At 68.8% G+C, this 22,358-nt stretch carries 23 protein-coding genes and 1 pseudogene; 11 read left to right on the top strand and 13 right to left on the bottom strand.

Features of this window, described 5'->3' with window-relative positions:
* Positions 1-24: 24 nt before the first annotated feature.
* From MHW47_RS05545 to MHW47_RS05535, 3 genes are all read left to right on the top strand, one after another.
* Entirely contained in the window at positions 25-1,011 is a 987-nt protein-coding gene (locus tag MHW47_RS05545) for an asparaginase (RefSeq protein WP_239221490.1), read from the top strand.
* A 74-nt stretch (positions 1,012-1,085) separates the two neighbouring features.
* Positions 1,086-2,339 (top strand): GNAT family N-acetyltransferase, encoded by a 1,254-nt coding sequence (locus tag MHW47_RS05540; RefSeq protein WP_239221489.1) that lies wholly within the window; start codon positions 1,086-1,088, stop codon positions 2,337-2,339.
* 67 nt (positions 2,340-2,406) lie between these two features.
* Positions 2,407-3,069, top strand: coding sequence for a TetR family transcriptional regulator (locus MHW47_RS05535; RefSeq protein WP_239221488.1), 663 nt, complete (start codon positions 2,407-2,409; stop codon positions 3,067-3,069).
* Between the two features lie 12 nt (positions 3,070-3,081).
* Here MHW47_RS05535 and MHW47_RS35665 read toward each other — a convergent pair whose 3' ends face one another.
* The 6 genes from MHW47_RS35665 to MHW47_RS05500 all read right to left on the bottom strand — a co-directional run bounded on the left by MHW47_RS35665 (position 3,082) and on the right by MHW47_RS05500 (position 7,070).
* The gene (locus tag MHW47_RS35665; protein ID WP_308381449.1) at positions 3,082-3,501 is read right to left on the bottom strand and encodes a phosphotransferase; all 420 of its coding nucleotides are present in this window, start codon (positions 3,499-3,501) and stop codon (positions 3,082-3,084) included.
* A gap of 445 nt (positions 3,502-3,946) precedes the next feature.
* Complete coding sequence (locus tag MHW47_RS05520; protein ID WP_239221487.1) at positions 3,947-4,657, bottom strand: N-acyl homoserine lactonase family protein; 711 nt, start codon at positions 4,655-4,657, stop codon at positions 3,947-3,949.
* A gap of 114 nt (positions 4,658-4,771) precedes the next feature.
* Entirely contained in the window at positions 4,772-5,125 is a 354-nt protein-coding gene (locus tag MHW47_RS05515) for a hypothetical protein (protein ID WP_239221486.1), read from the bottom strand.
* A gap of 14 nt (positions 5,126-5,139) precedes the next feature.
* Positions 5,140-5,409, bottom strand: coding sequence for a hypothetical protein (locus MHW47_RS05510; RefSeq protein WP_239221485.1), 270 nt, complete (start codon positions 5,407-5,409; stop codon positions 5,140-5,142).
* 323 nt (positions 5,410-5,732) lie between these two features.
* Positions 5,733-6,125, bottom strand: a complete 393-nt coding sequence (locus MHW47_RS05505; protein WP_239221484.1) for a DUF6368 family protein — start codon at positions 6,123-6,125, stop codon at positions 5,733-5,735.
* Between the two features lie 423 nt (positions 6,126-6,548).
* Complete coding sequence (locus MHW47_RS05500; protein ID WP_239221483.1) at positions 6,549-7,070, bottom strand: hypothetical protein; 522 nt, start codon at positions 7,068-7,070, stop codon at positions 6,549-6,551.
* A 191-nt stretch (positions 7,071-7,261) separates the two neighbouring features.
* Here MHW47_RS05500 and MHW47_RS05495 point away from each other — a divergent pair, with 191 nt between their 5' ends.
* From MHW47_RS05495 to MHW47_RS05485, 3 genes are all read left to right on the top strand, one after another.
* Positions 7,262-7,669: a helix-turn-helix domain-containing protein gene (locus MHW47_RS05495; protein WP_239221482.1), complete on the top strand. Its 408-nt coding sequence runs from the start codon at positions 7,262-7,264 to the stop codon at positions 7,667-7,669.
* Between the two features lie 48 nt (positions 7,670-7,717).
* Positions 7,718-8,347 (top strand): hypothetical protein, encoded by a 630-nt coding sequence (locus MHW47_RS05490; protein ID WP_239221481.1) that lies wholly within the window; start codon positions 7,718-7,720, stop codon positions 8,345-8,347.
* A gap of 117 nt (positions 8,348-8,464) precedes the next feature.
* Positions 8,465-8,800, top strand: a complete 336-nt coding sequence (locus MHW47_RS05485; protein WP_239221480.1) for a DUF2516 family protein — start codon at positions 8,465-8,467, stop codon at positions 8,798-8,800.
* Here the strand turns inward: MHW47_RS05485 and MHW47_RS05480 are convergent.
* The 3 genes from MHW47_RS05480 to MHW47_RS05470 form a co-directional block, all read right to left on the bottom strand.
* Entirely contained in the window at positions 8,782-10,119 is a 1,338-nt protein-coding gene (locus MHW47_RS05480) for a PP2C family protein-serine/threonine phosphatase (RefSeq protein ID WP_239221479.1), read from the bottom strand. The genes MHW47_RS05485 and MHW47_RS05480 overlap by 19 nt on opposite strands.
* A 283-nt stretch (positions 10,120-10,402) precedes the next feature.
* Positions 10,403-11,485 carry a C40 family peptidase gene (locus tag MHW47_RS05475; protein ID WP_239221478.1) on the bottom strand — a complete coding sequence of 361 codons (1,083 nt, stop codon included), beginning with the start codon at positions 11,483-11,485 and terminating at the stop codon, positions 10,403-10,405.
* A 287-nt stretch (positions 11,486-11,772) separates the two neighbouring features.
* Positions 11,773-12,552 carry a class I SAM-dependent methyltransferase gene (locus MHW47_RS05470; protein ID WP_239221477.1) on the bottom strand — a complete coding sequence of 260 codons (780 nt, stop codon included), beginning with the start codon at positions 12,550-12,552 and terminating at the stop codon, positions 11,773-11,775.
* A 209-nt stretch (positions 12,553-12,761) separates the two neighbouring features.
* Between MHW47_RS05470 and mshA the strand changes: the two genes are divergently transcribed.
* From mshA to MHW47_RS05455, 3 genes are all read left to right on the top strand, one after another.
* Positions 12,762-14,126 carry a D-inositol-3-phosphate glycosyltransferase gene (gene mshA, locus MHW47_RS05465; RefSeq protein WP_239221476.1) on the top strand — a complete coding sequence of 455 codons (1,365 nt, stop codon included), beginning with the start codon at positions 12,762-12,764 and terminating at the stop codon, positions 14,124-14,126.
* 104 nt (positions 14,127-14,230) lie between these two features.
* Positions 14,231-14,755, top strand: a complete 525-nt coding sequence (locus MHW47_RS05460) for a YbjN domain-containing protein (protein ID WP_239221475.1) — start codon at positions 14,231-14,233, stop codon at positions 14,753-14,755.
* A gap of 227 nt (positions 14,756-14,982) precedes the next feature.
* A complete protein-coding gene (locus MHW47_RS05455) occupies positions 14,983-15,786 on the top strand; it encodes a hypothetical protein (protein WP_239221474.1) in 804 nt (267 codons plus the stop codon).
* Positions 15,787-15,793: 7 nt separating this feature from the next.
* On the opposite strand, the gene MHW47_RS05450 is transcribed toward MHW47_RS05455, so the two are convergent.
* Complete coding sequence (locus MHW47_RS05450) at positions 15,794-16,036, bottom strand: hypothetical protein (protein WP_239221473.1); 243 nt, start codon at positions 16,034-16,036, stop codon at positions 15,794-15,796.
* A complete protein-coding gene (locus tag MHW47_RS05445; RefSeq protein WP_111336593.1) occupies positions 16,033-16,281 on the bottom strand; it encodes a hypothetical protein in 249 nt (82 codons plus the stop codon). The genes MHW47_RS05450 and MHW47_RS05445 overlap by 4 nt, the downstream gene beginning before the upstream one ends.
* A 1,147-nt stretch (positions 16,282-17,428) precedes the next feature.
* Here MHW47_RS05445 and MHW47_RS05440 point away from each other — a divergent pair.
* Together MHW47_RS05440 and MHW47_RS05435 are read left to right on the top strand one after the other, a co-directional pair.
* Positions 17,429-20,533 carry an ATP-binding protein gene (locus MHW47_RS05440; protein WP_239221472.1) on the top strand — a complete coding sequence of 1,035 codons (3,105 nt, stop codon included), beginning with the start codon at positions 17,429-17,431 and terminating at the stop codon, positions 20,531-20,533.
* The gene (locus tag MHW47_RS05435) at positions 20,475-21,155 is read left to right on the top strand and encodes an SLATT domain-containing protein (RefSeq protein ID WP_239221471.1); all 681 of its coding nucleotides are present in this window, start codon (positions 20,475-20,477) and stop codon (positions 21,153-21,155) included. Before MHW47_RS05440 ends, MHW47_RS05435 begins: the two co-directional genes overlap by 59 nt.
* Before the next feature lie 388 nt (positions 21,156-21,543).
* Here the strand turns inward: MHW47_RS05435 and MHW47_RS05430 are convergent.
* Both MHW47_RS05430 and MHW47_RS05425 read right to left on the bottom strand, forming a co-directional pair.
* Positions 21,544-21,927: pseudogene (locus tag MHW47_RS05430) on the bottom strand (hypothetical protein).
* A complete protein-coding gene (locus MHW47_RS05425) occupies positions 21,921-22,349 on the bottom strand; it encodes an ATP-binding protein (protein ID WP_239221470.1) in 429 nt (142 codons plus the stop codon). The pseudogene MHW47_RS05430 and the gene MHW47_RS05425 overlap by 7 nt, the downstream one beginning before the upstream one ends.
* Positions 22,350-22,358 lie beyond the last annotated feature (9 nt).

Here is a 22,358-nt window from a genome sequence, read left to right as displayed (position 1 = left end):
CCGCCCGTCCCCCGGAAGGCCGCCATGACCCCCAGCGCAGCCCGCACGCCCGCCACGCCCGACGCCGCCCCCTGCCTGCCCGTGCTGGCCGAGGACGTACGGTCCGGATTCACCGAGGGGCACCACCGCGGCTCGCTGGTCCTGCTCGCCGCGGACGGCAGCGTGGAACTGGCCCTCGGCGAGCCGGCGGCCCCGGTCTTCCCGCGCTCCTCGAACAAGCCGATGCAGGCGGCGGCGGTGCTGCGGGCCGGGCTCGACCTGTCCGGCGAGCGGCTGGCGCTGGCCGCCGCCAGCCACTCCGGCGAGGGCTTCCACCTCGATCTCGTACGCAAGGTGCTCGGCGAGCACGGTCTGTCGCCCGACGACCTGCAGACCCCGCCGGACCTGCCGCTGGACCCGGTGGAGGCGGAGACGTACCTCGTCTCCGGGCAGGTCCGCGACCGCCTCGCGATGAACTGCTCCGGCAAGCACGCGGCGATGCTCGCCGCCTGCGCGCTCAACGGCTGGGACCTGGCCGGCTACCTGGACCCGGCGCATCCGCTCCAGCGGCTGGTCCACCAGGTCGTGGAGGAGGCGACGGGCGAGGAGGTCGCCGCCGTCGGCACGGACGGCTGCGGGGCCCCGCTGATGGCCGTCTCGCTGGTCGGGCTGGCCCGCGCCTTCCGGGGTTTCGTCCTGGCGGAGCCGGGAAGCGCGGAGCGCCGGGTGGCGGACGCGATGCGCGCGCACCCGGAGTACGTGGCGGGCACCCGGCGCCACGACACCTGGCTGATGCGCGAGGTGCCCGGCACCCTGTCCAAGGTGGGCGCCGAGGCCGTCCAGGCGGTGGCCCTGGCGGACGGCAGGGCGCTGGCCTTCAAGATCGACGACGGCGGGGCCCGCGCGCTGGGCCCGGTCCTGGCCCGTGCGCTGGGGCTGCTGGGGGTGGACGCCCCGGTGGTCGCCCGGATCGGCCGCGCGCCGCTGATGGGCGGGCCGGCCGAGGTGGGGGAGGTCCGGGCGGCGTTCTGAGCCCTCGCGCTTCCCCTGGGCACGGGCCCCAAAACCAGGCGACATCCCGCGCCGCGCTCCCTAGCGTGAGGCGCATGACCGACCTGGATATCCGCCTCATCACCCCGTCCGAACTGCCCGACTGGCTCCGTGCCCTTAACACCGGATTCCTGCGGCCGCCGACGCCCAGCGACGAGCAGGTGGCCGCGCGCCGGAGCCACATGGACTTCGCCCGCACCCAAGGGGCGTTCGACGGGGGGCGGTGCGTGGCGACGTTCCGCTCGCTCGCGCAGGAGCTGACGACGGTGGGCGGCGCCGCGGTGCGGGCCGACGCGATCACCAACGTCTCGGTCACCTCCACGCACCGCAGGCGCGGCCTGCTGACCCGGATGATGGCCGCGGACCTGGCGGCGGCGAAGGAGCGCGGCGACGTGGCGGCGACGCTGATCGCCGCCGAGTACCCGATCTACGGCCGGTACGGGTTCGGGCCGGCCACCTGCGCCACCGAGTGGGAGATCGACACCCACCGCACGGGCCTCGACCGTCAGCTGCGCGTACCGGCGGACGGGGACGGCGGGCGGATCGACCTGGTGGACGGCGCGGAGGTCCGCGCGCTGGGCCCCGCGCTGCACGAGCGGCTGCGGGCCTCCCGGCACGGTGTGGTGGACCGCGACGCGCGCTGGTGGGAGCAGACCACCGGCCTCGCGGAGTTCCAGTTCCAGCCCTGGACGGAGCCCTACTACGCCGTGTACCGGGGGCCCGGCGGCACGGTGGACGGCCTGCTGATCTACCGCGTCGACGCGACCTGGAGCGACGCCAAGCAGCCGCTGAACGGCGCGAAGGTGCGCGACCTGATCGCGGTCACCCCGGCGGCGGAGCGGGCGCTGTGGCACTACCTGTGCTCGGTGGACTGGGTCTCCACCATCCGTACCGGGCTGCGCCCCGCCGACGACCTCGCCCCGCTGCTGCTGCCGGACCCGCGCGCGGCGCGCGTCGTGACGCAGGCGGACTTCCTGTGGGTGCGGGTGCTGGACGTCGTGCGCGCCCTGGAGGCCCGTACGTACGCGGTGCCCGGCTCCCTGGTCCTGGAGGTCCGGGACGCGGCGGGCTTCGCGGCCGGCCGCTTCCACCTGGACGCCGGGCCCGACGGTGCCACGTGCGCGCCGACGACGCGTTCGGCGGACCTGGCGCTGGACGTACGGGAGCTGGGGACGCTCTGGCTCGGCGACGAATCCGTTCTGCGGCTGGCGGCGCTGGGCCGGGTGGAGGAGCTGACGCCGGGTGCGGGGGCGCGGGCCGACGCGGTGTTCCGGGCGGCGCGGCGGGCGTGGTGCCCGGACGTGTTCTGAGGGCGTGGCGCGGGGATCTACGGAGGGCCCAAATCCGCTTGCGGCCGGGGGCGTACGCTTCGGACTCATGAGCGCGGAGAAGGCCAGGTCGGACGGGGCGGCGGAGGAGCGCGCGCCGATGAGCCTGCGGGAGCGCAAGAAGCGGCTGACGTATCAGGCGGTCTCCGATGCCGCGATCGCCCTGTTCCTGGAGCGGGGGTTCGACAAGGTGTCGGTGGCGGAGGTGGCGGCGGCGGCGGACATCTCCAAGCCGACGCTCTTCCGGTACTTCCCGGCCAAGGAGGACCTGGCCCTGTACCGGTTCGCCGACCACGAGGACGAGGCGGCGCGGGTGGTCGCCGCCCGCCCCCCAGGCACGTCCCCGCTGACCGCGCTGCGCGCCCACTTCCTGGACGGCCTGGCGCGCCGCGACCCGATCACGGGGCTGTGCGACGCGCCGGAGGTACGGGCGTACCACGCGCTCCTGTACGACACCCCGGCCCTGGTGGCCCGCCTCCACGCCTACCTGAGCCGCTCGGAGGCGGCCCTCGCCCACGCCCTGGGCGACACCCCGCGCGCCCGGCTGGCGGCGGGCCAGATCATCGCCGTGCAGCGCGTCCTCGCCTCCGAGAACTGGCGCCGCGTCAGCGAGGGCGCGACGGCGGACGCCCTGTACGCGGAGGCGGTCGACGCCGCGAACTCCGGCTTCGACCAGCTGGCGTGGGGCCTGGAGGGGCGCCAGGGGGCGTAGGACGCCGAGTCGTCAGGCTCCGCCGTCCGCGTGGTCGAGGAGGAGCCGGGCCCGGTCCAGCAGGGTGCGGGTGTGGCGGATGCCGCGCGCGAGCCGGTGCCGGTGGACGAAGACCGTCAGGTCCAGGGCCACGTGCGCGTAGCAGGAGGCCAACGCCCCGGGGCCGGCGACCCGTTCACCGGCCCTGCGGAGCGTGTGCACCGCGTCGGGGGTGAGACCTTCCGCGCTGAGGAGCGTCGCGTAGTCGAAGGCCCTCGTGCCGCTGCCCAGGGCCTCGATGTCGACCACTGCGGCGACGCGTTCGGCGTCCAGGAGGATGTTGGCGGGCCGGAAGTCGCCGTGCACCAGGTCCCCGGTGGGCAGTTCCACCGGCCCGTGAGCGGCGAGGAGGCGGCCGCAGACGTCCACGAGGGCCCGGCCGCCCGCTGCCACAGGCCGTCCCGCCGGGCGGCCGTCTGCTCGTGGACCAGCCGCGACCAGCACCTGCCCGGGTCGGGGTCGAGCCCGGCGTGCGTCTCCAGGAGCCCGACGAGCAGCCGGGCCTCGGCCGCGCCCATGCGGTCCGGGCTGCGGCCCGCCGTGAACTCCTGGACCAGGTATCCGTAGCCGCTCGCGCTCGTACCGACGGCGAGCCACTGCGGGGTCGGGTAGCCGGCCGCCCGGATCTTCGTCACCGCCCGGGCCGCACGCCCGGTCTGCTCGGTCCAGGAACGGGACGCGCTCCACTTCAGGACCGCCCGCCGGCCCGTGGAGGCGTCGCTCAGGAGCCAGGCGCCCGACTGCATCCCCTCGTCGAACCGCCGTTCCAGCCGGAAGCGCAGGCCGTGGACGCGGTTGGCCTCGGACACGACGGCCTCGGCCGTACGCACATCCGTGTTCAACGGGCCCCCGTTCCCGGCGGTTCCCAGACCGAGCTGTCGTGGGCGAACAGCACGCGGCGCGGGTCGAAGTCGGCGAGTCGGTCCAGCCAGGGCCGGTAGGGCGGAAGCGGGGGTTCCACGCCGTCGCGGGCCGCGCGGCGGGCCAGGTGGTCGGCCGCGAAGTGGGAGGCGAAGTCGTGCGCCTGACCGGCGAGGACGACGGTGCCGTCGCTCTGCCGGAGGACCAGCGACTGGTGCCCCCGCGTGTGCCCGGGTGTCGGAACGACCCGGACCCCCGGCCAGAACTCGGCTTCGCCGGAGACCTCTTCGTACGTGGCGCCGGGGAAGTCGACCAGCTCGCCGACGGTGTAGTCACCCCGGCGGGCGGTGGCCAGTTCGACGTCCTGCACCACGATGGGCGTGCCGCCGAACAGCGGGTTCCCGCCGCAGTGGTCGAAGTGCAGGTGGCAGTTGACGACCAGCGCGATGTCCTCCGGGCCCACCCCGGCCGCCGCCAGCGCCTCCCGCAGCGGACGGCGCCGCGGCCGGTAGTGCGCCTCGGTCCCGGGGCCCGCGTCCCCGATCCCGGTGTCGAACAGGATCAACCCGTTGTCGTGCCGCACCAGATAAGCGAGCACCGGCTCCACCCGCGCCTCCGGCCCACCCGTCTCGCCCGCAGGCCGCACGAAGTACCCGAGATCGAGCCGCCGCACCGGCATGTCCCCCATACCGACGAGTCTGCCAGAGAGGCCGGATGTCCTGTCTCAGTGAAGGTGAATCATGGTGAGGTCGTGACCAGTGATGGTCATCTTGAGTGGGACGCAGTGCGGCCGACGTCTCGGTCAATCTGAGAACTGTGCCCCCTGGGCTGCTTCGTGCTCGGCCGTGAACTCGTCCAGGAGCTCGAACAGCACCTTGATCGCGTGTCGCTCGTCCTCACGGGAAAGGTTCCAGATGTCCTCGTCCCAGCCGTTCGAGAAGGCGATGTGCAGGACCTGGCCGGGCCAGGCGTGGTTGCAGTCGCGTCCGCGACGGGCGACGAGCCAGTCGCGCCAGCCGGTGAGCCCGTGTCCACCGTGCCGGAGCGCATGCTGGTCGTAGCCAATCAGGAACGCCGTCAGCATGTGGAAGGAGGTCTTGCCGACGAACATGCCGGGACGTTGGTCGACGCTGGCGAAGTATTCGCGTTCGGTCATTTCCGAGAGGGGCTTCATGCGTCCGAGCCCTCATGATCATCGGTGTCGCCGTCCGGGGCCTGGCGAAGCCTGCGGCGGGCTGCTTCCAGACGTTCGGCGTAGTCCGCTGCGAACATCCCCGGTAGCGACTTGTCGAGCGTGCCGGCCATGCGGTGAAGGGGTGCCCAGACCGCCGCATCGTCGACGAGCCGACTGAGGTCCGTCATCTGAACCTGCTCCAGCCAATCGGACAGGACCAGCGCCTCATCCGGGGTGAGCCTGATGATGATCTCCGTATCTTCCACCACTCGAACTTAGACAGTGGGCCGGGTGTTGTCAGAGGTGCTGACGCTGGAGTAGATCGAACATCTCGTCGCCACCCGGGTTGTGGGCGTTTGGCAGCGGAGGCACCTGTGCGTGTACGCCCCGGCCTGGGACGTCGGTGGCAACCACAGCCCCAGGCCGGGAGACAGGATGCGCAACTTCCCAGGGACTCCCCGCCGCTGAGAATTCTCCTCACCCACAGGACTCCGAGCACGATCGAGGGAATCCGCCCGTACGCGACAGCGCGCGACCGGGAGTGGCGACCTGCACCGTGAGCCTGGACGCGGCGATCGAGGCTGGAGCGCTACTTGATCAAGTGAAAGTCGGGATGTCGCAGCCAGGCTTCCAGAAACTCCGCGTCTCCGACATGCCGAAGCCACCGGCTTCCACCGCCGGTGTCGTAGGAGACCTCCGCGAGCCGTCCCGGGAGGTCTGATGCCAGTGCTCTCGCCCGGGCCAGGACCGCCTCGTTGCTCGTGTCGTCTCCGGCGGTGCGGTGACCACCCAAGAGGCCGTCGAAATCGACCAGCGCATCGAAGCGGAGGGCGAGAGCGAGCGTCAGGTGGCCGAGCAGCACGTGGTTCACCGATCCCGAGCAACCGGCGCCGACGATCAGCCCCTGCATGGGTGGTCGCGCGAAGGCCGAGTAGTCCTCGTCCTCGGCAGGCATCTCCTCGTCCTCCGACAGGAAGAACACGGCCCCTCGCGGACAGCTACCGATCGACGTCGACGGGAACTCCACGCCTCTGCAGCCGAGCCTTCAGGAACTCCATCTCCGACAACGTCCCCACCAGACCGTCGCGGCTCAGTTCCCCGACCAGCTCACGAGCCCGCGCCAACGAGGCCGCCGACACCTCCCGAAAGACCTTCAAAGCCGGGACGAGACTGGGTGCCGAACCGACCAGCCGCAGTCTGACGGACCCGTGCGCTGCGAGGAGAGCCTCCCGGACATCATCGGGTGCTGGTCCCGGACCGGCGTGTTCGCACAGGTAGGTGCCACAGGACGCGCAGGAGAACTCCGAGTCCCACCACAACTCGTCGCGAAGGACGAACTGGTTCACCTGCCGCACCGCCATGCTGCCGCACTCGCAGAGCGATGCGATCTTCGCGGTCTGCCCCGTCACCCGGGCTCACCGACGTTCCACCCCTGAGGCAGACCCTCGCCGCAGAAGACGCATACGAAGTCCTCCTCCCGCACGATGTTGAGCTCCCGGCAGGAGGGGCATCGGCGAAAGACGACCTCGTGCGTGAATCCGGGCGGTCGATGGATCCCGATCCGATCCAGAGCCTCGGCCACGGCGGGCCATGAGCTGACGTCCGGGCAGTAGCCGGTCGACTGGTTGCTGACCTGCTCGACCACCCACCGCCCGGAGTCCTCGCGGAAGCTCATCTCACCGGCGCTCAGGACCTCTCCGCCGCCGACGCACACCACGTGCTCACTGCGGCGCGGAGCCAGTCGCAGCACCCCGCCGCCATCGACGACGAACGTGAACGGCTCGGCCAACTCCTCCGGGGTCAGCGCCGAGACCCACTCGCCGAAGTCCGTCGCCGAGCGGATGCTGCGCCCCTCACCACCCGCCCGGACGAGCGCCTTCAGCGCAGCCGGACCCACATACCGATACCTCTGCCCCCGCGTCTCCACGCACACCAACCTAGCGGCGCACACCGCCAGGGCCTGCGGGCTCACCGCTCGGCGACTCCGGGCGACTGGTGACAGAGATTCCTGGGAAGGGACAGTCCCCGCTGAGCGTCGCAGGGGCTCCGCAGCGTGGTGAGGGACACTTTTGCAAGCGGGTGCTTGCAAAAGTTAGCGGTTGGGGGCAGCATCGGGGTATGGCCTCACTCAACGTCGGCAGCCTCGGCGACTATCTGCGTGAGCAGCGCCGCACTGCCCAGCTGTCGTTGCGGCAGCTCGCCGATGCCGCCGGGGTGTCCAACCCCTACCTCAGCCAGATCGAGCGCGGGCTGCGCAAGCCCAGTGCCGAGGTGCTGCAGCAGGTCGCCAAGGCGCTGCGCATCTCCGCCGAGACCCTGTACGTACGGGCCGGGATTCTGGACGAGCGGCAGCAGGACGAGCTGGAGACGCGGGCGGTGATCCTCGCCGATCCGTCGATCAACGAGCGCCAGAAGAGCGTGCTGTTGCAGATCTACGCCTCCTTCCGCAAGGAGAACGGGTTGGACGACGAGCCCCCGGGGGCAGGCGAGGAGCACGCCGGCGGGAGTGCCGCCGAGAGAGCTTGACCGTCCCGACCACCCTCATACCGAGCACATGATCCGGGAGGACCCCTCATGGCCATCACCGACGACCTGCGCAAGACCCTCACCGACCCCACCCCCCTCTACTTCGCCGCCGGCACCGCCGAACTCGCCGTGAGCCAGGCCCGCAAGGTCCCCGCGCTCATCGAGCAGCTGCGTGCCGAGGCGCCCGAGCGCATCGAGGCCGTCCGCAACACCGACCCCAAGGCCGTGCAGGAGAAGGTCGCCGGGCAGGCGCGCGAGGCGCAGGCCACCCTGCAGGCCAAGGTCGCCGAGGTGATCGAGGCGCTCGACAACGACCCGAAGAAGCTCGGTGAGATGGCCCAGGACCTGGCGCTGCGCGGGGTCGGGGTGGCCGCCGAGTACGCCGTACGGGCCCGTGAGACGTACGAGAAGGTCGCCGAGCGCGGCGAGCGCACCGTGCGGACGTGGCGGGGCGAGGCCGCCGAGGAGATCGTCGAGATCGCCGTCGTCGTCGAGCCGCGCGAGGAGTCCGCGCCGGCCGACGCGAAGCCGGCCGCCGCGGAGCCGAGCGACACCGCGCAGCCCGCCGACACCGCGACCAGCGCCAAGCCCGCTGCCGCGAAGCCGAAGGCCGCTGCCAAGAAGGCGCCCGCGCGCAAGCCCGCCGCGAAGAAGGCCACGCCGCCCGCGGGCGAGTAGCCGTGCAGGCGCCGGGCAGGTGTGCCGGGGCGGCGGGTGGGCACATTCCCGGTGGCCCGGTCGTTGTCCCGGTACCTTGGCCGCGAGGCGCTCTCCACTGACTAGGCGGTACACATCATGTTGCTCGAAGGCTTCAACTCGTTCCTCGGGCTGCTCTACCTGGCCATGCTCGTCCTCGCCGTGGTCGCGTTCGTCATGGCCCTGGTCGCCCGCGAGGACGCCTACCGCGCGGCGGACAAGCAGAAGAAGTCCTTCTGGCTGATCGTCCTCGGCGTCGCGGTGGCGGTGAACCTCTGGGTGCCGTTCCTGTTCCTCCAGCTCGCGGGGCTGATCGCCAGCATCGTCTTCTTCGTGGACGTACGGCCCGCCCTGCGGGCCGTCTCCGGTGGCGGGCGCCGCAGCGGCGGATCCAGCAGCGACGGCCCGTACGGCCCCTACAACGGCGGGCGCTGAGCCGACGCGGAGGACGGGGCCCGGCCGGGGCGCGGGCGGGGAATGCTCAGGTGCGCCCCGCCGCCCGCCGGGCGCCGCCGGGCGGCGGACTCGTCGCGGTCGAGCAGCAGGACGGCGACGTCGTCGGTCAGTTCGCCGCCGTTCAGCTCGCGGGCCCGGGTGACCGCCGCCTCCAGCAGGTCCTCGCCGGTCAGCCCCTCGGCCAGCTGCCGGTTGACCATCGCCACCATGCCGTCCTGGCCCAGCCGCCGCGTGCCCTCACCGACGCGGCCCTCGATCAGGCCGTCCGTGTACATCATCAGGCTCCAGGAGCCGCCCAGCTCCACCTGCGTGCGCGGCCACCGCGCACGCGGCAGCAGGCCCAGGGCGGGGCCGCCGTCCTCGTACGGGAGCAGCGCCGCCCGTCCGTCGCGGGCGATCAGCGGGGCGGGGTGGCCCGCCAGGCACAGGCCCGCGCGGCGGCCGTCCGGGGCGATGTCCACCGTGCAGAGCGTCGCGAAGATCTCCTCGCTCTCCCGCTCGTGTTCCAGGACCTGCTGGAGCGTGGACAGCAACTCGTCGCCGCACAGCCCCGCCAGGGTCAGCGCCCGCCACGCTATGCGCAGTTCCACGCCGAGCGCCGCCTCGTCCGGGCCGTGCCCGCAGACGTCGCCGATCATCGCGTGCACCGTGCCGTCCGGGGTGCGGACCGTGTCGTAGAAGTCCCCGCCGAGCAGGGCCCGGCTACGGCCCGGCCGGTAGCGCGCGGCGAAGCGGAGGTCGGAGCCGTCGAGCAGCGGGGTGGGGAGCAGGCCGCGCTCCAGGCGGGCGTTCTCCTGGGCGCGCAGCCGGGACTCGGTGAGCTGGTGCTGTGTGACGTCGGCGCGTTTGCGGGCGACGGCGTAGCGGATGGCCCGGCTCAGCAGCCGGCTGTCCAGCTCGTCCCGGAACAGGTAGTCCTGCGCGCCGACCCGGACGGCCTCGGCGGCCAGTTCGGCGTCGTCCTCGGCGGTGAGGGCGAGCACGGCGTGCCGGGGCGCGATCCGCAGGACGTGCTTGAGCGTGGCCAGCCCGTCCGCCTCGCCCTCCCGGTTGGCCCGGGTCTCCGCGCCGGCCGGCAGGCCCAGGTCCAGCAGGATGCAGTCCACGTCGTCGGTGAGGAGGCGGCCCGCCTCGGTGAGGTTGCGGGCGGCGCGGATGCGGACCCGGCCACCGGCCGCCGCGGACAGCTCGGGGGCGCTGAAGATCCCCGCCGGATCGTCCTCGATCACCAGGAGCGTGAGGGCGGCGCCGGAGCTGTTCTCCGCGGCGGAGTCCTGCTGCGGTTCGGGTACGGGCATCGGTTCGGGTTTCCTTCCCTCCCCCCGAGGGCGCGGCGGAGCGCCGATCGACGACCCGCCAGACGGGGACCATAGCGGCCCGGGGCGCGGGAACGGAATGGCGACCCGCGGGCGCCGGACGGCATATGCACCGGCCCGCACCGCTTCCCACCTCGGATCAGTCGTGATGAATCGTCCCGAAGCCGCCCCCGGTGGCATGACGAAGCTCACGCCGTGTCTGGGGGCCCGAAACCCGCGTTCCGCCCGCCCGGCGTGCCCGTTTCCGCCTGCCGCCCGTGCGCGGCTACGCGTCGGGGCGGACCACGCCGAGTATGCGCATGGAGCCCGCGCCCGCCAGGGTGACGTCGCGGCCGGGGCGGGGGGCGTGCACGATCTGGCCGTCGCCCACGTACATGCCGACGTGCGTCGCGTCGGCGTGGTAGATGATCAGGTCGCCGGGGCGCATGTCCCCGATCGCGATGTGCGGCAGCAGCCGCCACTGCTCCTGCGAGGTGCGGGGGATGGGCCGGCCCGCGGCCGCCCACGCCTGGGACGTCAGCCCGGAGCAGTCGTAGGACCCGGGGCCCTCCGCCCCCCACACGTACGGCTTGCCTATCTGCGCGGTGGCGAAGGCCACGGCCTTCTTGCCGAGCGGGCTCGCCTCGCGGTTGATCTCCGTCAGCGCGCCGGAGCCGAGCCAGGCGTTCTGCGCGCGCAGGGCGGCCTCCCGCTCCAGCTCGCGCAGGCGGGCCCGCTCCTGCTTCTCCAGCCGCGACTCCAGCTTCTTCGCCGCCGCGATCTGTGCGTTGATCTTCTTCTTGGCCTTGGCCTGCTTGACCCGGTCGGCTTCGAGCTTCTTCCAGTTGGTGTTGGCGTCCTTGGTGTACGTCTCCAAGTCCTGCTGAGTCCGGGTCAGTTCACCCAGGAGGCCCTTGGTGGCGTGCTGGCCCTGGCGGGCGCGGCTGATGCCGTCGAGGAACAGCTGCGGGTCGCCGCTGAGCATGAGCCGGGCGCCCGGGGGCAGTCCGGCGTTGCGGTACTGCTCGCGGGCCTGGGCGCCTGCCCGGTCCTTGAGTTCGGCGATCTTCGCCTGGCCCTCGACGATCGACTGCGCCAGCTCGACCAGTTCGCCCGACTGCTTCTTGGCCTTCTCCTCGGCGAGGTTGTACGCGTCCGTGGCGGCGCCCGCCTGCCGGTACAGCTCGTCGATCTCCAGGCGTACCTCTTCGAGGCTCTTCCCGCCGGGCGACGCCGGCGCCGAGGAGGGGACGGGCGGGTCGGCCGGCCCGGGCAGCGCCGGGGCGGCGAACGCCTGGGCCGGCGAGGCGAGGACCGCCAGCGCGCAGACCAGAGTGATCGCGGCGGCTCCACAATGACGTCGGTACACGAGCTCCCCCTCCGAGCAGTTCCCAACCGGTCGAGCAGTTCCGGATGATCTGGTTAACCGCCAGTAACATGTAGCGTCGACGCGATCGTGCCACGCCGTACCGAAAAGCAACAGAGGCAGGCACGCCCCGGCCGTCGGGCACCCGCACGCCTCTTCGTCATCCCCCCGCCGCCCCCGCGGCTTCGGTGCCCACTGACTCCGACGAACGATGGCCGTCGGCCGTTCCCGTCCCACGGGTGAAATCCGGCGCCGCCCCCCCTCTCGCGGTCGGGTACGAGCGCGCCCCCTCACGCCCCCCTGGGCGCCAGGGCCGTCCACTCGACCGTGACCTCGCCCTGGCGCCAGCGCCGTACCCCGTCCGCCAGCGGCCAGTCGCCGGAGAGCGCCCGCACCGCCGTGACCCAGCGCTGCCGGGCACCCAGCGACGCGTACGGCGCGGCCGCCGCCCACGCGTGGTCGAAGTCGCGCAGGAACGCGTGCACCCGCTCGCCCGGCACGTTGCGGTGGATCAGCGCCTTCGGCAGCCGTTCGGCGAGATCCGACGGCCGGTCCAGCGAGCCGAGCCGGGTCGCGAAGGTCACCGTGCGCGGCCCCTCGGGCCCCAGCGCCACCCACACGTGCCGGCGTCCGACCTCGTCGCAGGTGCCCTCCACCAGCAGCCCGTCCGGCGCCAGCCGGCCGCACAGCCGCTCCCAGACGGCGGCCACCTCGCCCTCGTCGTACTGGCGCAGCACATTCGCCGCCCGGATCAGCACCGGCCGCCGGGGCAGCGCGATCTCGAAGCCGCCGTGCCGGAAGGTCAGGCCCTCGCGCGCGAACGGCTGCGCGGCGGCCACCCGGTCCGGGGAGATCTCGATGCCGACCACCTCGGTGCGCGGCTCGGCGGTGCGCAGGCGCGCCAGCAGTTCGACGGCGGTCCAGGGCGCCGCCCCGTAACCGAGGTCCACGGCGACGGGGGCGTCGGCGCGGCGCAGGGCGGGGCCGTGCGTGGCGGCGATCCAGCGGTCCATGCGGCGCAGCCGGTTCGGATGGGTGGTGCCGCGCGTCGCGGTGCCGATCGGGCGCATGGCACCGAGCGTAACGATCCGGGCGGATGCGGGCGCCGGGCGGTCGGGCGATGATCGGGGCGACGCGCCAGCTTTCCGCCGTAACGATTTGGCAAAGCGGAAATGAAAGGAGAGATTCCGCTGTTCGCCACCTTCGAAGGATCGTGCGCCCTTCGGTGCCATGCCGTGAACCGCGCCGGTACCGGGGCCCAGCGAGGAGGACGGACGACGTGACCCAGTACGTCTCTCGGCTCGGCACCAGCCGTGGCGCACCGCGTCGCAGGTTCCCCGCAGGACTGGCCGGCTCCTTCACCGCGGGCCACCGCAGACCGCGCCGCATCGCGATGCTGTCCGTGCACACCTCCCCGCTGCACCAGCCGGGGACGGGCGACGCCGGCGGCATGAACGTGTACATCGTGGAGCTGGCCCGACGGCTCGCCGCCATCAACATCGAGGTCGAGATCTTCACCCGCTCCACCACCGGCGGGCTGCCCGCCGCCGTGGAGCTGGCGCCCGGCGTGCTCGTCCGGCACGTGGACGCGGGGCCGTACGAGGGCCTGGCCAAGGAGGAGCTGCCCGCCCAGCTCTGTGCCTTCACCCACGGCGTGATGCAGGCGTGGGCCGGTCAGCGCCCCGGCTACTACGACCTCGTCCATTCCCACTACTGGCTCTCCGGACACGTCGGCTGGCTCGCCGCACAGCGCTGGGGCGTTCCCCTCGTCCACGCCATGCACACCATGGCGAAGGTCAAGAACGCCGCGCTGGCCGAGGGCGACACCCCCGAGCCCGCCGCCCGCGTCATCGGCGAGACCCAGATCGTCGACGCCGCCGACCGGCTCATCGCGAACACCGCCGGGGAGGCCGACGAACTCGTCCGCTTCTACGACGCAGACCCGCGCTCCGTGGCCGTCGTCCACCCCGGCGTCAACCTGGACCGCTTCCGCCCGGCCGACGGCCGTGCCGCCGCCCGCGCCCGCCTCGGTCTCCCGCAGGACGCCCTGATCCCGCTCTTCGCGGGCCGCATCCAGCCGCTGAAGGCGCCGGACGTGCTGCTGCGCGCGGTCGCCGTGCTGCTCGACCGCGACCCCGCGCTGCGCTCGCGCATCGTGGTGCCCGTCGTCGGAGGCCCCAGCGGCAGCGGCCTCGCCAAGCCGGAGGGGTTGCAGAAGCTCGCGTCCCGGCTGGGCATCGCGGACGTCGTCCGGTTCCACCCGCCAGTCGGGCAGGACGAGCTCGCCGACTGGTTCCGGGCCGCGTCCGTGCTGGTCATGCCCTCGCACAGCGAGTCCTTCGGCCTGGTCGCCGTCGAGGCGCAGGCGGCCGGCACGCCCGTCGTCGCGGCGTCGGTGGGCGGCCTTCCGGTGGCCGTGCGCGACGGGGTGAGCGGCTTCCTCATACCGGGGCACGACCCGGCCGCGTACGCGCAGGCGCTGGAGCGGTTCGCGGCGGCGCCGGAGCTGGTCGACCGGATGGGCGAGGCGGCGGCCGAGCACGCGCAGCGGTTCGGCTGGGACACGGCTGCCGCCGGTACGGCCGAGGTCTACACGGCGGCGGTCCAGGGCCACCGCAGGCGTACCCGGACCCGCCACGCGTAACCCTCGCGCCTGCGTGTTTGCAGGGCCCGCCTTCGCGTCCCCCGGGGACCGTCCCGCGTCCGCCCCCGACCGCGTGCCTTCACCGCCTGACGTACGCTCGAAACATGGCTGACGCACCCGTACCGGCAGACGACGAGGCCGCCCGCGCCGCGCAGGTCCTCGAAGCGGTGTTCGCGGACGCCGGGCTCGACTGGGAGAGCCCCGCCCCCGGCAACTACGTCGTCCAGCTCCCCGGCACCCGCAAGCTCGCCACCACCTGCTCGCTGATCGTCGGCGCGCACAGCCTCTCCCTCAACGCGTTCGTCATCCGCCACCCCGACGAGAACGACGCGGCGGTGCACCGCTGGCTGCTGGAGCGCAACCTGCGTCTGTTCGGCGTCGGTTACGCGATCGACCGGCTCGGGGACATCTACCTCACCGGCAAGCTGCCGCTCTCCGTGGTGACGCCCGAGGAGGTGGACCGGCTGCTCGGCTCGGTCCTGGAGGCGGCGGACGGCGCGTTCAACTCGCTGCTGGAGATCGGTTTCGCGACCGCGATCCGCAAGGAGTACGCCTGGCGGGTCTCGCGCGGCGAGTCCACGCGCAACCTGGACGCCTTCGCCCACCTCACCCGGCGTCCCGCCCTCTGACCTCGCGTCAGCCCGTACGGCCGAACCGGCCCATTTCGCCGGGCAATGGCGCGAAGTGATCACGACGACGTCACGATCAACTGCGCTTGCCAAAGTAAAGGATTGCCAAACCTCGGCGGGCTCATAGAGTTGGCTCACCCCACGAAGACCCCCCATTCCAGGCCGCGCCGAGCCCCGGTGCGGCTGCTCTCGTGCGGGCGGAACACCTTGAGACAGAAGGACGGTCCATGCGACCCACTGCCATACGCCGTACCGCCGTTGCCGCCACCGTGATGTCCCTCGCCCTGTTCACCGCCGCCTGCGGTTCGGACGGCGACGACAAGGACAGCGGCAAGGCGGCCGGCTCGTCGGCCCAGCCCTCGGACAAGGGTGCCGACAAGGGCGCGGACCAGCCCGCCGCGAAGGTCCTGACCGCCGCCGAACTGGAGGCCGTCTCGCTGAAGCAGGGCGACGTCGCGGGCCACAAGGTCACCAAGGCCGGCGCGGTCGACAAGATCGACGCCAAGGACGTCACCGCGGACAAGGCCGCCTGCGACATCGTCGCCGACCTGCTGATGGGCGCCAAGGCCGGTGCGCCCGCCGCCTCCACGCAGCGCAAGGTGATCAGCGAGCCGAAGTCGGACCCCGCGAAGGGCACCGAGGGCCTCGACGAGGCGTTCGACGCGGCCTTCGACATCACGACGACCATGACCACGCTCGCCGCCTACGAGGGCAAGGGCGCCGAGGAGACGCTGGCCTCCCTGCGCACCGCCGCGACCGACTGCGCGAGCGGCTTCACGATCACCGCGGCCGGTGAGAAGCAGAAGGTCGCCAAGATCGAGGAGGCGCAGGTCAAGGGCGGCGAGGAGGCCGCGGCCTGGACGGTGACGATCAAGACGGACGACGGGAACATGGCGCTCAAGCTGGTCGCGCTGCGCCAGGGCACCACGCTGGCCTCGTTCAGCGCGATGAACCTCGCGGCCGCGGGCAGCGGCAAGGACTTCGACCTGCCGACCGCGGTCGTCGACGCCCAGGCGAAGAAGCTCGCCTGACGGGCGCTCAGGGCAGCGGGACGAGCCGTACGACGGTGACGGTCAGGACCGACCCGGAGACGTAGTACAGCACGATCGCCCCGGCGACCGTCGCCTCCCGGCGGTCGCGCTCCCCCTTGACGGCGGTCGAGCCGTGTCCGTACGGCTCGGCCCCCAGGGTGGCCGCCATCCGGTCCCGGAACGTGTCGCCGTCCCGCATCTTGGCCAGGGTGTCGTCGGCGGGCGGCGCGTAGGAGATCCGGAAGCTCAAGCGACGCTCCGCCTCTCGGCCTCGTCCCGCGCCAGCCGGTCCAGGATGCGCTCGGCCTCCGGATCGGGCACGGCCTCCAGCATCCAGTGCCGCATCACGGCCTGGATCTCGTGCACCCCGGCCTCGTTGATGGCCCGGTCGAACTCCGCCCGCCGCCCCTCGGGCAGCGCGTCGCGGATCGCCGGAATGCTGTTGGGCACCTCGACCTCGGCACCCCCGACAAAGGTCTTCAAAGGCTCACCCATGACCGCCCTCCCACTCTTCCCCGCATGCCGCACAGCGTACGGCGGAGGGTGAGCGGCGTCACACGGACCCGGGTCCTCGGCGACGAAAAGCCCCCTGGGCGCGGAACACTCCGCGCCCAGGGGGCTTCCTCGGGCGGTGCGTTACTTCTTGCCCTGGGTGTTGTCGGGGATCTTGGTGAGCTGGGTTTTTGCTGGTCAGGGGCGGTGGGCTCGCGCACCAGGTGGTCGTCGTTGGTCGTCATTGGCCACTGCTGAGCGGCCTTGGACGGCCCAGGGACGGCCCAGCTTTAACGGTTGCAGGGCCTCGCTTAACTGAGGCAGGCACCTTCGATGTGGCCCGCCCGAACCTCAGCCGACGACAGTCAGCCACGATGGCGGATGCGCCGACCGATCAGGCGCGCGTGTGTCTCGTTGCCCCCCGCCGGCCTCAGCCACGCTGCCAATGCCGTCGCCCAGAGCAAGCCACGACGACCGATCCGCGACGACGATGCCGGAGCCCTCAGCTTGGGAAGCTCGTGTGCTCTGGCTTCGTCTTCCGCGCTGACCTGCGGCTAAGGCGCCCGTGGCCCCGTACGACCTCCGAGTCGGTACCCGGTGTTCCCCGTGGCTCCCCGCACAACCTGGCAGGGTTCTGGCACGTCTGTCGTAGGTGCTGGCATCAGGCACAAGAGCGTTATCAGCGGCGGCTGTTACCCACCGCAGAGATGAGCACGCCGATCGAGGGGGCCGATAGGTGTCTTCCGACCAGCTGGGGCCGGGACGCCGAATGACTCCGTAGTATCCCCTACAACCTGCTGGTACGTAGCTCTACACAGTTTGGTCAACGAGGGTCAACAGGGTGCCGGTTAGATCGTGAGAGACACCGGTGGCCTGCGGTTATGGAGTTGCTGTACTTCACTGTTGTACCGCGTGGCGGATCCACTCATGCGTCCGTCTCACGGGCCCCTGTCGCAGCACGATGTGCGCCGGCCTGAACGGCAGGCTGCGAAGTGTCGGCGCCATGACCTTGAAGAGCGCTTCGGTCTCCGCCTCGGTCGGTGTAGAACAACGGCCTGCTGCCAGGGGCATCTTAGTTAGCGAGAGTCCCCACATGGTTGGCCGAAGAACGCTAGCCTCGTGCTCAAGACGACAGCCAAGGGGGGCTTCCGTGACTTCGCTTCCATCGTGTGCCGAGCAGTACGCAGACGAGGCATGTTACCTCGCTGCTTTCGGCGGCTTCAGCCTTACTCAAACGCGAAGGGAACTGGAAGAGCTTCTCGGGAGAATTGGGCAGTTCGGATTCTTTGACGAATACACCAAACACGACATCACGCACATTGATGCGATGCTCATGAAGCTGGACTGGCTGGTTACCCCGCAAACGCGCGAGGCGATGACACCAGCGGATTGGCTACTAGTTGTCCTCTCGGTCTACTTCCACGACCTTGGAATGCTGGTATCGAAGAGTGAATATGAAAAGCGCAACGAGTCTGATTTTGAAGAGTTCTGCAAAAGCACCCTAAATACTCCTGACGCCGAAGGTCGAGATTACTTTGCCCGCCTCAGCGGCTTGAGTGACTCCGAAAGGGAGAAGTTCCTATACCAAGAATTCGTCCGTTACCATCACGCTGCCAGGGTTCGAAAGTGGATTGAGGGAGACACGTCTCATAACCTTGGCGTGAACGATGCAATCGTAGCTGAAGTCCAGCGACTTCTGTCTACGGTCGACCCTGTATTCAAAGAGGATCTAGCCAAGGTCTGTGAAAGTCACCACTTGGATGACCTGTATGACGTTAAAAAGTATCCAGTTGACCAATACTATGGCTCCTCCGAAAGTGAACGAGCAAATGTGCAGTTCGCAGCCATCCTTCTCCGCACGGTAGATCTTCTGCACATCACGCGCGACCGCACGCCTTCAGTCGCTTTTCGCGTGTTCAACCCATCCGACCCCATTAGCCAGAACGAATGGGCTAAGCAGGCTGCCGTCCGTGCGGTCGTGCCGTTGAAGGGAATCGACAAGGAGGGCATTCCTTCCGATTCTGCACCCCAGGACACCATTGCTGTTCATGCAACTTTCACGGACGAAAATGGATTCTTCGGACTCACCTCGTACCTGAAATATGCTGCCGATCAGTTGCGTAAGAGCTACGACTGGGTACAGCGCTCCAACTCGAATCAAGGTACTAAGTACTACTTTCCGTGGAGGGTGATCGATACAACGCGCGTTGAGGCACGAGGTTTCCTTACCGAGCCGTTTCAGTTCACCATTGACCAAGAAAAGGTTCTTGAACTACTAACCGGGCACACCCTCTACAATGATACTAACGTTGTCCTTCGAGAACTTGTTCAAAATTCGATTGACGCGGTTCGTGTGCAACACGGCACTAAGGCATCAAACGATGGCGATGTGAAAATCCGCTGGGATAGCGAGGCACGTACTCTCGAAGTCTGCGACAACGGTACAGGAATGACACAAGGAGTGATTGAGAACAACCTTCTCCGAGCAGGGTCTAGTCTCTATCAGGATCCTGAGTTCCGAAAAAAGAACCCAACCTTCAATCCTATTAGCCGTTTTGGGATCGGCGTTCTCTCGACCTTCATGGTGGCAGACCAAGTAGAAATCATCACCTGCCACCCAGACGAGGAGAAGGCTCGACAGTTGTCGCTGCGCTCCGTACACGGGCAGTACCTTGTTCGAACACTGGATAAGAATCACGAAGTTCCTGCGAGTATCCGGCCTCACGGAACAATCGTGAAATTGACACTCCGACCGAGCGCTGAGTTGAAAAATGTATCCAAGACCGCGCAACACTGGATCGTTTTGCCTGGATGCGATGTCACTGCCCAAGAAGATAAGGATGCCCCACAGAGAATCGGCTATACCTCCGTAAGCGAGGCCCTAGAGGATGCGCTAAAGCGATCGCACTCTTCCTATGCGGGAGCGCTGGAACAGGGCAAGATTAGAGTGGTGGAGCGACAAAGCGAAAACATGTCTATCGCCTACGCGCTGCAGTGGAACGAACACTTCAGGGAATGGACGTTCTTGCGCAGTCAACAACCCGGTGCGACTAGAAGGATTACGCCCGAGTGGGTACCGACTACGGGTGTTTGCGTGGCTGGAATTCGTGTTGAGCAATTCACGCCTGGGTTCCGCAGTATTGGGCCGATCGCGGCCCTTGCGAACACATTCGGTCCGACGTCACCTCGCACGAATGTTGCTCGGTCGGCCTTGGAGCCCACTCCTGAGCTGAACACTTTCGTCCGACAGTGCTACGAAGCTTATTGCCAGCATGTAATCGAGGAGATCCAACAGCTGCAGACTGAACGTCAGCACTCCATTACATGGGCTACCGAAGAAGCAGCCTTCATCGCAGGGCCTCTCAGAAGCGGAGGAAACCCCGTCTCGCCGCTTATGCTCAGAGAGACGCTTCAAAACGTACCGTTCTTCCTTGTCGAGGAAGGCGGTATCAGAAAGCGAGTGACATCTCAGGAGCTGGACCAGTATGACAAAATCGAGACGATGGAGAGTGCTGTAACGGAGCACGTGGAATATCTTCTTCGGGAACTCCCCGGTGGCACTCGGGAGTCCGTAATCAACCTTCTTAGCGCTGACCAACAGGATCAAGTCAAAGCGCAGAGTCCTGTTTTGTGTACACGCTTGGGGCGTACGGATGAGGTGGATGAACTGTTTCTGGCTGGGTGGGAGATCTGCGCAGTTACTGGAAATATCAGTAGCCGTAGTTGCAGCGTCACGTGGCAGAAGAAGGATGATAACCGGCGGTGGACGCCGGAACACATTATGAACAGCACTCTTGAGCCTTTGGAGCGAGAGCGCGACGGCTATTATGGAGGGCCACCGGCACCGCTTGTCAGGCTTCCGATCGGTAAAGTCACGGTTTCTGGCTTCACTAGTACCATGCAGGGATTCATTGCAGGAGAAAAACGCTACCTTCTACCCGGCCACCCTTGGCAATCGATGGTAGACGCCCTTGCTGGGGAGTATGAAGCAGAAGAATTTGAAGTTCGTTTGCTTCTGCTCTGTTGGCTTATCACGCAACGAACGGGTGTCGATGAGCAGCGTAGACTCCGCTACACCGCCTCCCGGAAGGGATTTTCTGCTGCAGAAACTCAAGAAACATTGCAGAGGCGGGGTCTGTTGGGCCTAGTCGACTGGCCGGAATTTGCGAGGATCGCGCGTTCCGATGATAGTGTAATTGAGTTTTTTGATACCCGTAAATGGCAGCGTTGGGGCGGGGGATATGGTGTCATCTAGTGACGCGAGCAATGTTGTGCAACCCAATCGGTACCTTTCGGGCGATTTGCGTGCTGTTGAGATTCCTGACCTTTCGAAGCGGGATGATGCGGCAGCGATCATTCGGGAGTTGTTTGCCTGGGTGGAGTCTTTTGCCGTCGAATCGATCAACTGGTATTCGCGTGAAAAGGTATCCAAGGCGCGATGGTCGCGTTTTCTTCGATTGTCGGCGGTTCTGAGCTTCGCGCTTGGGACTGTAACGCCAGTAGTGACGGTGGGGATGGGGTGGTCGAAGGAGGCGATTTGGGGATACGGACTCATAGGGATGGGTGCATGCTGTGTGGCCGTAGATAAGGTATGCGGATTCTCATCTTCGTGGATGAGGTACGTTTCCACGGCAATCTCTCTGAATCGCCAACTGGTCATGTTCCAGGCGTCTTGGCCGCGCATTGAGGCGACAATTTCACACGAGCCGAATGCAGAGCATTTTTCACAAGCGGTGCAAGATCTTGTCAACTTCGTAGATGGGTTCTCCTTGGTGATGGAGACAGAAACTCTGGCTTGGGTGTCGGAGTTTCAGAATCACATCATTCAACTAGAATCCGGCTCGATTCCTGCGTTGCCGACGCAGTCTCAGCGATGACAACAGTGAGCGACTGCCGCCGAGGCGTCGGCCGATGGTATTCCAACGGTCGGTGGAGCGGCTTTGGGATGGCGCTGCTTTGGCGCGAGTGATCATGGCCCCGTAAGCTTCCGGCGCGTCGGGCAGTCTGTGGACCTGCCCGGTAAAGCACGACGTTGGGGCCATGATCTTCGAGGCTCGCGCCAAAGTGGCTCCGTAAAGCCGTGGAGCCGCCCGCCCCAGCCACGACATACCCTTCTTTTGCATCAAGTGGCTGATTGCTGTGTGCGCGGCACGGGCGCCGGCCGGGCTGGAGCGGGGCGGAGACAGGAGCGCAGGCCCGGCCGGGGGCCGGGCCGCGCGCGGGGAGCGGAGCGAGCCGCCTTGAACCCGTAGAGAAAGTTGTAACTCAGTCGGACGCGTGGGGCTTGAAGCCGTATGCGCAGGCGGGGAGTTCAGCTTCTTGGCGGTGGACCATCGGCAGGTAGATCACGGGCCGGATCGTCCAGGTGATGCGGGTGGTCTCGTGGGTCACTGACACCGTGCAGGGCTCGGAGCGCAACAGTGCTCGTCGGGTCTCGATGCGGCCGTCGTACAGCCACTCCCACGCTGCGTCGGACGCGTCTGCGTCGAGGGCCGGTGAGATGGTGCGGAGTGTGACCGCGACCCATCGGTCTGCCTAGGGTGCCGTGTAGGCGTCGAGGGATGCCAGTAGTGCCGGCCTTCGGTGTTCGGTGAGGTCTTCTGTCCAGCACTCGCACCAGTAGCCGCGTTGGGGTTCCTTGATCAGCACGGGTGGCCTCCCCGCCGGGCACCGGCGAACAGTTCCGCGGTGACCGTGTGGCCGTGTTCGCTGTCGTGGATGACGACCCGGTGAGCGATGGCACTGACCATGCCCAGACCCCGGCCGTGTTCGGCGTCCTGGTCCTGGTGCTCGGCCTTGGGGGCCGTCCATGTGCCTCCGTCGTCCGTCACGGAGACTGCGACCACCTGTGCCGAGACGGCGACGGCCAGATGGAAGCTGCCGTGTTCCTGGCCGCTGGCGGTGTGGAGGATCGCGTTGGCGCTCAGCTCGCTCACGATCAGTTCGGCGTCTTCGGCTAAAGGGGAGCCGCGCAAGATGTCGCGGGTCCAGCGGCGGGCCCGGCTCACCTCTTCTGGGAATCCTGGGCAACTGAGCCCCCAGACCCGGGACCGGCTCGTATACTCGTGCATATAAGTTTC

It is taken from the genome of Streptomyces sp. OfavH-34-F, from assembly GCF_022347745.1.
GTDB lineage: Bacteria > Actinomycetota > Actinomycetes > Streptomycetales > Streptomycetaceae > Streptomyces.
This window is presented reverse-complemented; position numbering and strand designations above follow the sequence as displayed.